The sequence below is a fragment of the Kluyvera sp. genome (assembly GCF_047971185.1).
Taxonomy (GTDB): Bacteria; Pseudomonadota; Gammaproteobacteria; order Enterobacterales; family Enterobacteriaceae; genus Kluyvera.
In genome coordinates, this window is the sequence record NZ_JBKDZH010000001.1 from 22,015 (window position 1) to 34,382 (window position 12,368).

14 protein-coding genes are annotated in these 12,368 nt (G+C 57.4%); 1 reads left to right on the plus strand and 13 read right to left on the minus strand.

Translation table 11 applies throughout. The annotated features are described in order from the left end of the window. Positions 1-49: 49 nt before the first annotated feature. From nlpD to cysD, 11 genes are all read right to left on the minus strand, one after another. A complete protein-coding gene (gene nlpD, locus ACK5JN_RS00105; protein WP_416868285.1) occupies positions 50-1,195 on the minus strand; it encodes a murein hydrolase activator NlpD in 1,146 nt (381 codons plus the stop codon). A gap of 122 nt (positions 1,196-1,317) precedes the next feature. Next, complete coding sequence (locus tag ACK5JN_RS00110) at positions 1,318-1,947, minus strand: protein-L-isoaspartate(D-aspartate) O-methyltransferase (protein WP_416868286.1); 630 nt, start codon at positions 1,945-1,947, stop codon at positions 1,318-1,320. Further along, positions 1,941-2,702: a 5'/3'-nucleotidase SurE gene (gene surE / locus ACK5JN_RS00115; protein ID WP_416868287.1), complete on the minus strand. Its 762-nt coding sequence runs from the start codon at positions 2,700-2,702 to the stop codon at positions 1,941-1,943. Before surE ends, ACK5JN_RS00110 begins: the two co-directional genes overlap by 7 nt. Then, a complete protein-coding gene (gene truD, locus ACK5JN_RS00120; protein WP_416868288.1) occupies positions 2,683-3,732 on the minus strand; it encodes a tRNA pseudouridine(13) synthase TruD in 1,050 nt (349 codons plus the stop codon). The genes surE and truD overlap by 20 nt, the downstream gene beginning before the upstream one ends. Beyond that, positions 3,729-4,208 (minus strand): 2-C-methyl-D-erythritol 2,4-cyclodiphosphate synthase, encoded by a 480-nt coding sequence (gene ispF / locus ACK5JN_RS00125; protein ID WP_416868289.1) that lies wholly within the window; start codon positions 4,206-4,208, stop codon positions 3,729-3,731. Before ispF ends, truD begins: the two co-directional genes overlap by 4 nt. Then, the gene (gene ispD, locus ACK5JN_RS00130) at positions 4,208-4,918 is read right to left on the minus strand and encodes a 2-C-methyl-D-erythritol 4-phosphate cytidylyltransferase (RefSeq protein WP_416868290.1); all 711 of its coding nucleotides are present in this window, start codon (positions 4,916-4,918) and stop codon (positions 4,208-4,210) included. The genes ispF and ispD overlap by 1 nt, the downstream gene beginning before the upstream one ends. 19 nt (positions 4,919-4,937) lie before the next feature. Next, a complete protein-coding gene (gene ftsB / locus ACK5JN_RS00135; protein ID WP_163446291.1) occupies positions 4,938-5,255 on the minus strand; it encodes a cell division protein FtsB in 318 nt (105 codons plus the stop codon). 150 nt (positions 5,256-5,405) lie between these two features. Then, complete coding sequence (locus tag ACK5JN_RS00140; RefSeq protein ID WP_416868291.1) at positions 5,406-5,732, minus strand: DUF3561 family protein; 327 nt, start codon at positions 5,730-5,732, stop codon at positions 5,406-5,408. 43 nt (positions 5,733-5,775) lie between these two features. Further along, positions 5,776-6,381: an adenylyl-sulfate kinase gene (gene cysC / locus ACK5JN_RS00145; RefSeq protein ID WP_416868292.1), complete on the minus strand. Its 606-nt coding sequence runs from the start codon at positions 6,379-6,381 to the stop codon at positions 5,776-5,778. Then, the gene (cysN, locus tag ACK5JN_RS00150; protein ID WP_416868293.1) at positions 6,381-7,808 is read right to left on the minus strand and encodes a sulfate adenylyltransferase subunit CysN; all 1,428 of its coding nucleotides are present in this window, start codon (positions 7,806-7,808) and stop codon (positions 6,381-6,383) included. The genes cysC and cysN overlap by 1 nt, the downstream gene beginning before the upstream one ends. A gap of 9 nt (positions 7,809-7,817) precedes the next feature. Further along, positions 7,818-8,726: a sulfate adenylyltransferase subunit CysD gene (cysD, locus tag ACK5JN_RS00155; RefSeq protein ID WP_064543103.1), complete on the minus strand. Its 909-nt coding sequence runs from the start codon at positions 8,724-8,726 to the stop codon at positions 7,818-7,820. A 323-nt stretch (positions 8,727-9,049) separates the two neighbouring features. Between cysD and ACK5JN_RS00160 the strand changes: the two genes are divergently transcribed. Further along, positions 9,050-10,096 (plus strand): aminopeptidase, encoded by a 1,047-nt coding sequence (locus ACK5JN_RS00160; RefSeq protein ID WP_416868294.1) that lies wholly within the window; start codon positions 9,050-9,052, stop codon positions 10,094-10,096. Positions 10,097-10,172: 76 nt separating this feature from the next. Here the strand turns inward: ACK5JN_RS00160 and cysH are convergent, their stop codons facing one another. Next, positions 10,173-10,907 (minus strand): phosphoadenosine phosphosulfate reductase, encoded by a 735-nt coding sequence (cysH, locus tag ACK5JN_RS00165; RefSeq protein WP_416868295.1) that lies wholly within the window; start codon positions 10,905-10,907, stop codon positions 10,173-10,175. 76 nt (positions 10,908-10,983) lie between these two features. Next, positions 10,984-12,368 (minus strand): assimilatory sulfite reductase (NADPH) hemoprotein subunit (gene cysI / locus ACK5JN_RS00170; RefSeq protein WP_416868296.1); only part of this gene is annotated, 1,385 nt, incomplete at its 5' end.

Below are 12,368 nucleotides of genomic sequence, written 5' to 3' on the forward strand. Positions count from 1 at the left end.
GCGGTCGCCGACGTCGCCTGAAAGCGTTCATGTGAAGTACTTTGCCGACTTATCGCTGCGGTAAATACTGCAGCGGGTTGACGGATTTCCCCTTGTAACGAATTTCAAAATGCAAACGTGTTGAACTGGTTCCGGTGCTACCCATGGTAGCGATTTTCTGCCCCGCCTTGACGTCCTGTTGTTCCCGGACCAGCATTGTATCGTTATGAGCGTAGGCACTCAGGTAATCATCGTTGTGTTTGATGATAATAAGATTACCGTAACCGCGCAGTGCGTTACCGGCATAGACGACGCGCCCATCGGCGGTTGCGACGATTGCCTGTCCTTTACTGCCCGCAATATCGATACCTTTGTTGCCACCGTCGGTGCCGCTAAAGTTCTCGATTACCTTGCCGTCAGTTGGCCAGCGCCACGTAGAGATTGGCGAACTGGTTGAAGTACTGCTGGCATTCGGTACGGTTGTGCTCGCAGTTGGTGCCGTTACAGGCGCTGTGACGGTTGTCGCAGGCTTGTTGTTAGGCAACATTTTGTTAGCACTTTGTTCACCTGAATCCTCAGAATACGTAATTGTCGGAGTCGACGCAACAACCGCGGTTGAATTTTGTGCAGGTTTTGAGACTAATCCGGAATTTCCGCTGCTGGCCTGCGCACTGGCCACGGCGACCGGGTTATTGCCGGTAATCGGCTGGCCGGACGCGTTACCGACCTGTAGAACCTGGCCGACGTTCAGAGCGTACGGCGCCGCTACGTTGTTGCGCTGCGCCAGGTCACGGAAATCATTCCCGGTCACCCACGCGATATAGAACAGCGTATCGCCGTGCTTCACCGTGTAGGTGCTGCCGCCGGTATAGCTGCCTTTAGGAATGTCGCCATATTTACGGTTATAGACGATATGACCGTTCTGCATCTGCACCGGTTGTTCGGCAACAGGCTGCGCGATTTGCGGCTGCGCCTGCACTGGCTGGGTCTGAACCGGCTGTACCGGTTGAATCTGAGGCGTAGACTGCGCCGTGCTGCCCATTTTCGGCGGCGGCGTAATCAGCATGCCGGAGTTAGTGCTGCTGGAGCCACCGCTGTTCACGGAGCTGACTGGCGCTGGTGTGTTATTTGAAGAAGTACAACCGGCCAGCCAAAGTGAAACCAGTGATAATGCCACAACACGATTGACGGTAAATTTAGGGCTTCCCGCGCTCATTAATCCCCCAGGAATAGGTTAACTGCCAGTGACTTAATACCGTGCAACGCAGGTGATGAACACTGGAAAATGTGTTCACCATACGCTGAATTGAGCCGAATACCTTCAGAAAAATCCGGTACTCAGGCCAGCTCCCCTTTTACCAGGGGAACGAAGCGAACGGCCTCTACGGTATCAATAATGAATTCGTCTCCCCGCCGATGAACGCGTTTGAGATACTGCTGATCATCGCCCACGGGCAAAACGAGAATCCCGCCTTCGTCCAGCTGCGACATTAACGCAACCGGGATTTCCAGCGGAGCCGCCGTAACGATAATGGCGTCGAACGGGGCGCGAGCCTGCCACCCCAGCCAGCCATCGCCGTGGCGGGTAGATACATTGTGTAAATCAAGCTGCTTCAGGCGACGCCGGGCGTGCCATTGCAGGCTTTTGATGCGCTCAACCGAGCAGACATGATGCACCAGATGCGCCAGAATCGCCGTCTGGTAGCCCGACCCGGTGCCAATCTCCAGCACGCGGGACTCCGGCGACAGCTCCAGCAGCTCGGTCATGCGCGCCACCATATAGGGCTGCGAAATCGTCTGCCCCTGGCCAATCGGCAGCGCTACGTTCTCCCACGCATTGTGTTCAAACGCTTCATCAATAAATTTTTCGCGCGGAACCTGCGCCATCGCGTCGAGCACGCGCTCATCGCGGATGCCCAGCTGACGTAGCTGATTGAGCAGGCTCTGGATACGTTGACTGACTACCATTGCGCGTCGACCCTCGCCTGCTCCAGCCAACCGCTCACCACCTCATGCGCGCTGTGCGCGGTGAGATCCACATGCAGCGGCGTCACCGACACGTAGCCCGCGTCAACCGCGGCGAAATCGGTATCCGGCCCGGCGTCACATTTGTCGCCCGGCGGCCCAATCCAGTACAGCGTATTGCCGCGCGGGTCCTGCTGCGGGATCACCTGATCCGCCGGATGACGGCTTCCGCAGCGGGTGACGCGAATGCCTTTGATTTGCTCAAGCGGCAGGTCGGGCACGTTGACGTTGAGGATACGCCCGGTGCGCAGCGGTTCGCGGGCGAGCGCGCGCAGTAGCGAGCAGGCCACGGCGGCGGCAGTCTCATAGTGCTGATGGCCGTTGAGCGATACCGCCAGCGCGGGGAAACCTAAGTGGCGGCCCTCCATGGCGGCGGCAACCGTGCCAGAGTAGATCACGTCATCGCCCAGATTGGGGCCGGCATTAATGCCTGAAACCACGATATCCGGGCGCGGACGCATCAGCGCATTGACGCCCAGATAGACGCAGTCGGTTGGCGTGCCCATCTGCACGGCAATGTCGCCGTTATCGAAAGTGAAGGTACGAAGCGAGGATTCCAGCGTCAACGAGTTCGACGCGCCGCTGCGGTTACGATCGGGTGCAACTACCTGAACCTCGGCAAATTCCCGCAAGGCTCTGGCCAGCGTCTGAATGCCTGGCGCATGGATCCCGTCATCGTTACTCAGCAATATTCGCATAATCACCTGTTGTATTGATAAGTTCCCTTACCACGCTGGTCGCGAAACTGCCCGCCGGCAGCCAGAAGCGCAGTTCGACGGTGACGTCGTCCCACCAGTTCCAGCTCAGCTGCTGCGGATAGAGCAGCATGGCGCGGCGCGCGGCTTCGACTTTTTCACGCTGCAGCAGCGACTGCAGCGCCGTCTCTTCGGCCAGCACGGTCTGTTCAAATTCCAGGGCGGTACGCTGTGTTCCCCAGTCGCCGCTTCCGGGCAGCGCTGCGGTAATCATTAATTCACGCGCGTCGACGCGAGCCTGTAATTCGGCCCGCTCTTCTTCGCTGGCGACAAACCAGCTGCCGCGTCCCGCTAATTGTAGCGCATCGCCGTCAACAACTTGATTAAAGTCCGTTTTTTTTAGGCGTTCGCTCACCAGCTGATTAAACAACGCGCTGCGGGCCGCCGACAACCAAAAACTGCGTCTATTCCGATCCCGCACCGGCGCGCCGCTTTCCGCCCAGCGCAGCGCGCCAAGCAGGTTGCTGCCGCCAATGCCAAAACGCTGAGCGCCAAAATAGTTCGGCACGCCGCGCTCGGCAATCGCCTGCAATCGCGCTTCAACATCCTCGCGACCGCTCACCTCACGCAGCACCAGCGTGAACTGGTTGCCTTTTAACGCGCCTAAACGCAGCTTACGCTTATGACGCGCATATTCCAGCACCTGACAGCCTTCCAGCTGAAACTGGCTTAAATCCGGCATCGTATTGCCCGGCACGCGCGCACACAGCCACTGTTCGGTGACCGCATGTTTATCTTTCTGCCCGGCAAAGCTCACTTCGCGGGCGTGAATTTTGAGAAACTTCGCCAGCGCGTCGGCGACAAAGCGGGTGTTGCAGCCGTTTTTCAGGATGCGCACCAGAATGTGTTCACCCTCGCCGTCCGGCTCAAACCCTAAATCTTCCACCACCAGGAAATCTTCCGGGCTGGCCTTTAACAGCCCCGTCTCCTGCGGCTTACCGTGCAGGTAGGTGAGTGCATCGAACTGAATCATGACGTGGCCTTATTCAGCAACGCGACCGCTTCGCAGGCAATGCCTTCCCCGCGTCCGGTAAAGCCGAGCTTCTCGGTGGTGGTCGCTTTAACGTTGACATCATCCATATGGCAGCCGAGGTCTTCGGCAATAAACACGCGCATCTGCGGAATATGCGGCAGCATTTTCGGCGCCTGGGCAATAATGGTGACGTCGACGTTGCTAAGGGTGTAGCCCTTGGCCTGTACGCGTTTCCAGGCTTCGCGCAGCAGCGCGCGGCTGTCGGCGCCCTTGAACGCCGGATCGGTGTCCGGGAACAGCTTGCCGATATCGCCCAGCGCCGCCGCGCCCAGCAGGGCGTCGGTCAACGCGTGCAGCGCCACGTCGCCATCGGAGTGCGCCAGCAGCCCTTTTTCGTACGGGATGCGCACGCCGCCAATGATAATCGGGCCTTCGCCGCCAAAGGCGTGTACGTCAAAACCGTGTCCAATTCGCATTATGCATTCTCCGGGTTACCCGAGCGGGTGAGGTAAAATTCAGCGAGCGCCAGGTCTTCCGGGCGGGTCACCTTAATATTATCAGCACGTCCGGCAATCAACTCGGGATGAAAGCCGCAATATTCTAATGCCGACGCTTCGTCGGTAACCGACGCGCCTTCGTTCAGCGCGCGGGTTAAGCACTCCAGCAGCAGCTCGCGCGGGAAGAACTGCGGCGTCAGCGCATGCCACAGATCGTTACGATCGACCGTGTGCGCAATGGCCGCTTTGCCCGGCTCGGCCCGCTTCATGGTGTCGCGCACCGGCGCAGCCAGAATCCCCCCGACGCGGCTGGTTTCGCTTAAGCTAAGCAGCCGCGACAGATCGTCCTGGTGCAAACACGGGCGCGCCGCGTCGTGCACCAGCACCCATTGCGCATCATCAATGGCGCGCAGGCCCGCCAGCACGGAGTCCGCGCGTTCGGCGCCGCCTTCAACGACGGTAATCTGGGGATGTTGCGCAAGCGGAAGCTCGGCGAAGCGTTCGTCTCCGGCAGAGACGGCGATAATCACCCGCTGAACGCGCGCGTTAGCCAGCAGCGCGTCCACCGAATGTTCAAGAATCGTTTTGTTACCGATTGAGAGATATTGTTTTGGGCAGTCCGTTTGCATGCGGCGGCCAAATCCGGCTGCCGGCACCACGGCGCATACGCCTGGAAAAGTCACGGCCATGTCGTCATCCTGGGACTGATTATCGATTAGTTTGCGTTTGCCCTGCGCCCTGCGTGCGTTTAGACGCATCCGGAACCAGACGATAGAACGTTTCGCCCGGACGGGTCATGCTGAGTTCGTTACGTGCGCGTTCCTCAATCGCTTCCTGGCCGCCGTTGAGGTCGTCAATTTCGGCGAAAAGCTGATCGTTGCGCGCTTTTAATTTTGCATTGGTTGTTTGTTGTACGGATACATCATCACGGACCCGGCTGAAGTCATGCAGACCGTTCTTGCCGAACCACAGTGAATATTGTAGCCAGACCAGCAAAGCCAGTAATAGCAGCGTTAATTTACCCATCCTGCCCCCTGAAAAACGGCTCTATCATCCCATAACTTGCCGTCATACTCCACTCCGGCCGCAGGCGATACCGCACATCGCCGGAAATGTACCACATTTCTTCTGCGTGTTGGCCGGCAATCGCCGCCGATGAACGCTCATGCGAAGGGATTAACTCATAATCCACATGAATAGCAAACCGCACAGCACGGCGACGGTCAGCAGCGTAGCAACAATGGTGTAACCTATCTTGCCTTTCACCAGCGAGTGAAACGCAACGCCAACCACCACCGCCACGGGCATCAGGGCAAGGAAAAAAGGCCAGGTGTAGAGAAAGAAGAACAGTGTGTTATTGCCGTAATGCAGGTAGGGGATACCCAGCGCCATCAACCACGCCACAAAGCCCACAAAAGCCCCTGACAAAGACCAGGTGGTTTCGTCATAAGCGGGGGCAAGTGACTCGGGCTGGGCCACGTTGAGGTTCTGAGTATCACGCATAAATAATCCTGTTAGGTCGGAGCAAGCAAACTCCGACACGTTTTCAGGATCTGATAATATCGCTCTGCCTCAGTAGATCTAATAATTGCGCAACCAAATTTGTTACTAATTGTTCACCATCCAGCTGGATCGCAGGCCGCTCGGGAGATTCATATGATGAATCAATACCGGTAAAATTACGCAGCTCTCCGGCACGCGCTTTCTTATACAGCCCTTTTGGATCGCGGGCCTCGCAGGTCGCCAGCGGCGTATCGACGAAGATTTCAAAGAAGCGATCGTCCCCCACGCGCTCGCGCACCATCTGGCGTTCGGCGCGGTGAGGCGAGATAAATGCGGTCAATACCACCAGCCCGGCATCGACCATCAGTTTCGCCACTTCACCGACGCGGCGAATATTTTCTTTACGGTCTGCATCGGTAAAACCGAGATCGTTGCACAGCCCGTGGCGCACGTTATCGCCATCCAGCAGATAGGTGCTGACGCCAAGCTGATGCAACGCCTCTTCCAGCGCCCCGGCCACGGTGGATTTTCCCGAGCCCGAAAGCCCGGTAAACCACAGCACAACTCCACGGTGACCGTGGAGTTGCTCGCGCTGCTGCGCGGTGACGGGATGGGCGTGCCAGACGACGTTTTCGTCATGTGCCGCCATTACTTGCCTCCCAGCAAATCGCGCGCGCCCCAGTGCGGGAAGTGTTTGCGCACCAACGCATTCAGTTCAAGTTCAAAAGCGCTGAACTCTGAATTCACCACCGCATCCTCGCTATTCGGCTCACGCACCATACCGGCGCCGACGGTGACGTTGCTTAAGCGATCAATAAAGATCAGGCCGCCGGTCACCGGGTTTTCCTGATATTTATCGAGCACCAGCGGCTCATCAAAGGTCAGATCCACCAGACCGATGCCGTTCAGCGGCAGCGCTTCGACTTCGCGCTGGGTCAGGTTATTGATATCCACCTGATACTGAATGCCGTCGACGCGGGCGCGGGTTTTCTTGCCGGCAATCTTGATATCGTAGCTTTGCCCTGCCGTCAGCGGCTGCTCGGCCATCCACACCACGTCAACCGAAGCGCGTTGTACCGCTGGCAGCGCGTCCTGTGCGTCAAGCAGCAGGTCGCCGCGGCTGATGTCGATTTCATCTTTCAGTACCAGCGTGATGGCTTCGCCTGCCGCCGCTTCCTGCAGATCGCCGTCAAAGGTCACGATGCGCGCCACGGTAGACTCGACGCCCGACGGCAGCACCTTAATGCGCTGGCCAACCTTCACGACACCGGAAGCCAGCGTACCGGAGAAGCCGCGGAAGTCGAGGTTCGGACGGTTCACGTACTGCACCGGGAAGCGCATCGGCTGGGTATCTACCGTACGACGAATTTCCACGGTTTCCAGCACTTCCAGCAGCGTCGGGCCGCTGTACCACGGCAGCTTGTCGCTGCTGCTGGCGACGTTATCGCCTTCCAGCGCGGAGAGCGGGACGAAGCGAATATCCAGGTTGCCTGGCAGCTGCTCGGCGAAGGTCAGATACTCTTCGCGGATACGGTTAAAGGTCTCTTCGCTGTAGTCGACGAGATCCATTTTGTTGATCGCCACCACCAGGTGTTTGATCCCCAGCAGCGTGGAGATAAAGCTGTGGCGACGGGTCTGATCGAGCACGCCTTTACGGGCGTCAATCAGCAGGATCGCCAGGTCGCAGGTCGACGCGCCGGTAGCCATGTTGCGGGTGTACTGCTCGTGCCCCGGGGTGTCGGCGATAATAAATTTACGCTTCTCGGTAGAGAAGTAGCGATAGGCCACATCGATGGTGATGCCCTGCTCGCGCTCGGCCTGCAGGCCGTCCACCAGCAGCGCCAGATCGAGCTTCTCGCCCTGGGTGCCGTGGCGCTTGCTGTCGTTGTGCAGCGACGAGAGCTGGTCTTCGTAAATCTGGCGGGTGTCGTGCAGCAGGCGGCCAATCAGCGTACTTTTGCCGTCATCCACGCTGCCGCAGGTCAGAAAGCGCAGCAGGCTTTTGTGCTGCTGGGCGTGCAGATACGCTTCTACGCCGCCTTCATCGGCAATTTGTTGTGCAATAGTGGTGTTCATGGCGGCTCCTTAGAAATAACCCTGACGTTTTTTAAGCTCCATGGAGCCAGCCTGGTCGCGGTCAATCACGCGGCCCTGACGTTCACTGGTGGTCGACACCAGCATCTCTTCGATAATTTCCGGCAGCGTTTGCGCGTCGGACTCTACCGCGCCGGTCAGCGGCCAGCATCCCAGGGTACGGAAACGCACCATGCGTTTTTTGATCACTTCTCCCGGCTGCAAATCAATACGATCGTCGTCGATCATCATCAGCATGCCGTCACGTTCCAGCACCGGGCGCTCGGCGGCGAGGTACAGCGGAACAATCTCGATATTTTCCAGATAGATATACTGCCAGATATCCAGCTCGGTCCAGTTGGAGAGCGGGAACACGCGGATGCTTTCGCCTTTGTTGATCTGGCCGTTGTAGTTATGCCACAGCTCCGGGCGCTGGTTTTTCGGATCCCAGCGGTGGAAGCGGTCGCGGAAGGAGTAAATACGCTCTTTGGCGCGGGATTTCTCTTCGTCACGGCGCGCGCCGCCGAACGCGGCGTCAAAGCCGTATTTGTTCAGCGCCTGTTTTAACCCTTCGGTTTTCATGATGTCGGTGTGCTTGGCGCTGCCGTGGACGAACGGGTTGATGCCCATCGCCACCCCTTCCGGATTTTTATGCACCAGCAGCTCACAGCCGTAGGCCTTGGCGGTACGATCGCGGAACTCGTACATTTCACGGAATTTCCAGCCGGTGTCGACGTGCAGCAGCGGGAACGGCAGCGTGCCCGGATAAAACGCCTTGCGCGCCAGGTGCAGCATTACGCTGGAATCTTTGCCGATGGAATACATCATCACCGGATTAGAGAATTCGGCGGCCACCTCACGGATGATATGGATGCTTTCCGCCTCCAGTTGCCGCAGGTGAGTAAGTCGTTTTTGGTCCATAACCGTTCCTTAAGCCTGATTCATTGCACGTCTGTTGTGTTGAGGGCCGATCTTGTCGTTGGCGCTTATTGGGTTGCTGCGGTGTCGTGCTACAACTCGCTAACAATCAGCAATAGAGCGACTATAGGGGTAGGTTTAGACCAAATGAAATTACGAAAAGGAATGAGTAGTTACTCAAAGGAATAACGCGCTGGAAAAGCAAATATCAAAAAGTGCTTAACATGCTATTTTTCGGGCATTTAAGAGCTTTTGAAATTGTGTAATGAAAACCACAGTTTCATACTAAGCGCGTCTATTTTTTTGCTCTGTTGTAAGGACTTCCTATGTTCTCCGCATTGCGCCACTGCATGGCAGCCCTGGCGCTCGGCGTATGCTTCACCCTTCCGGCACAGGCCGCCGCCTCGTCGCTGGGCACGATCGCCAATACCCAGGCTCGCTATATTGCTACCTATTTCCCAGGACGCATCACCGGTACACCGGCTGAAATGCTCTCTGCCGACTATATTCGTCAGCAGTTTGCGCAAATGGGTTACCAGAGCGATATCCGTACCTTTAACAGCCGCTATATCTACACCAGCAAAGATAACCGAAAAAACTGGCATAACGTGGTCGGCAGTACGGTTATCGCGGCGCATGAAGGGAAATCCAGCCAGCAGATTATTATCATGGCGCATCTCGACACCTACGCGCCGCACAGCGACAGCGACGTCGAACAGAATCTCGGCGGTCTGACGCTTCAGGGCATCGACGATAACGCACTGGGCCTCGGCGTGATGCTGGAGCTGGCGGAGCGTTTTAAAAATATTCCCACAGAGTATGGCATCCGTTTTATCGCTACCAGCGGTGAAGAAGAGGGAAAACTCGGCGCTGAGAATTTACTTAAGCGCATGAGCAGCGCGGAAAAGAAAAATACCCTGCTGGTCATTAACCTCGATAATCTGGTGGTCGGCGATAAGCTCTATTTCAACAGCGGCGTCAAAACTCCGGCCTCGGTGCGCAAGTTAACCCGCGACCGGGCGCTGACCCTGGCCCACAGCCGCGGCATTGCTGCCGCCACCAACCCAGGCCTCAATCCGCAATACCCGCAGGGTACCGGTTGCTGCAACGATGCCGAAGTCTTCGACCAGGCGGGTATCCCGGTACTCTCCGTCGAAGCCACCAACTGGTCGCTTGGCAAAAAGGACGGCTACCAGCAACGCGCGAAAAGCGCCAGCTTCCCGGACGGCACCAGCTGGCATAACGCGCAACTCGACAACCAGCAATATATTGATAAAGCGCTGCCGGGGCGTATTGAGCGCCGTAGCCGCGAGGTGGTGCGGGTAATGATGCCGCTGATGCGGGAGCTGGCGAAGGCAGAAAAAAGCAGCTAACCCTCATCGTATTACAAAGGCATAAAAAAACGCCCCCAGCATCGCGCTGGAGGCGTTGAATTCATCAGGCACGGGATTACCCTTCGTGCAGCCCGCACTCGCGCTTCAGCCCGAAGAACCGTGTCTCTTCTTCCGCCATACCCGGTTCCCATTTGCGGGTGGTGTGCGTATCGCCCACAGACAGATAGCCCTGATCCCACAGCGGATGGTACTTCAGTCCGTGCTTTTGCAGATACTGGTAAACGGTACGGTTATCCCAGTCGATAATCGGCAGCACTTTAAACACGCCGCGCTGAATCGCTAGCACCGGCAGCGTAGCACGGCTACCAGACTGCTCGCGGCGCAGGCCGGCAAACCAGGTCTGCGCGTTTAACTCCTTGAGCGCCCGGTTCATCGGCTCGACCTTGTTGATGTCATTGTATTTCTCAATGCCTTCAACGCCCTGCTCCCACAGTTTGCCGTAACGCGCTTCCTGCCAGGCAGCGCTCTCTTTGGCGCGATAGACCTGGAGATTAAGTTTGAGTTTGTCCGTTAACTCATCAATAAACTGGTAGGTTTCCGGGAACAGGTAGCCGGTATCGGTGAGGATCACCGGGATATCCGGGCGAATCTGATTCACCAGATGCAGACTCACCGCCGCCTGGATACCAAAGCTGGAAGAAAGCACATATTCTCCCGGCAAATTCTCCAGTGCCCACGCCACGCGGCCTTCGGCGTCCAGCTTTTCCAGTTGGCTGTTAGTTTCAGCCAGAGCCATAACGCGTTCAACTTTCGGCAGATCGTTCAATGCGTGTAGATCGAGTACGGACATAATTACCTCATCTTATGCCTGATGGCGCTACGCTTATCAGGCCTACAAAACCGTCGCGTCACCAGGCAAAGGGAACTTATTCCCAGAAATCACGCGCTGGATCGAGCACCGGGCGAATGATGCCCGCACGCACCGTAAAGTCGCCGAAGCCTTCACCCGCTTCACGCTCTTTCGCCCAGCGCCCAACCAGTTCGTCAACAGAATCGAGAATTTCTGATTCCGTAATATTTTCGCGGTACATCCGCGGAATACGCGTCCCCATGCGGTTGCCACCCAGATGCACGTTGTAGCGCCCCGGCGCTTTGCCCACCAGGCCCAGCTCCGCCAGCATCGCGCGGCCGCAGCCGTTCGGGCAGCCGGTCACGCGCATCACAATATGCTCGTCCGGGATACCGTGTTTTTCCAGAATCGCTTCCACTTTGTCCGTGAACGACGGCAGGAAACGCTCAGCCTCCGCCATCGCCAGCGGACAGGTCGGGAACGAGACGCAGGCCATTGAGTTTTCACGCTGCGGTTTCACCGCATTCATCAACCCATGGTCGCGCGCCAGCTTCTCAATCTTCGCTTTCTGGCTTTCCGGCACGCTGGCGATGATCAGGTTCTGGTTGGCGGTGATGCGGAAATCGCCTTTGTGGATCTTGGCGATCTCCAGCAGACCGGTTTTCAGCGGACGTCCAGGGTAATCCAGGATACGGCCGTTTTCGATAAACAGCGTCAGGTGCCAGTTGTTATCGATCCCTTTCACCCAACCGATACGATCGCCACGACCGGTAAATTCATACGGGCGGATCGGCTCAAATTTGATCCCCGCGCGACGCTCAACCTCTTCCTTAAAGGTGTCGATGCCGACACGCTCGAGGGTATATTTGGTTTTCGCGTTTTTACGGTCGGTACGGTTACCCCAGTCACGCTGGGTGGTTACCACCGCTTCCGCTACCGCCAGCGTATGCTCCAGCGGCAGATAACCAAACTCACTGGCGGTACGGGCGTAGGTTTTCTTATTCCCGTGCTCAATAGACAGACCGCCACCGACCAGCAGGTTAAAGCCCACCAGCTTGCCGTTTTCAGCAATCGCCACGAAGTTCATGTCGTTGGCGTGCAGATCGATATCATTCTGCGGCGGGATCACCACCGTGGTTTTAAATTTACGCGGCAGATAGGTCGCGCCGAGGATCGGTTCTTCGTCGGTGGTCGCGACCTTCTCCTGATCGAGCCAGATCTCCGCATAGGCGCGGGTGCGCGGCAGCAGATGTTCAGAGATCTTTTTCGCCCACTCGTAGGCTTCCGCATGCAGCTCGGACTCATCCGGGTTAGAGGTGCACAGCACGTTACGGTTCATGTCGTTGGCGGTCGCCAGCGCGTCCAGCCCCACCGAGTGCAGCATCTGGTGCACCGGCTTGACGTTCTTCTTCAGAATGCCGTGGAACTGGAAGGTCTGACGGTTGGTCAGACGGATGCTGC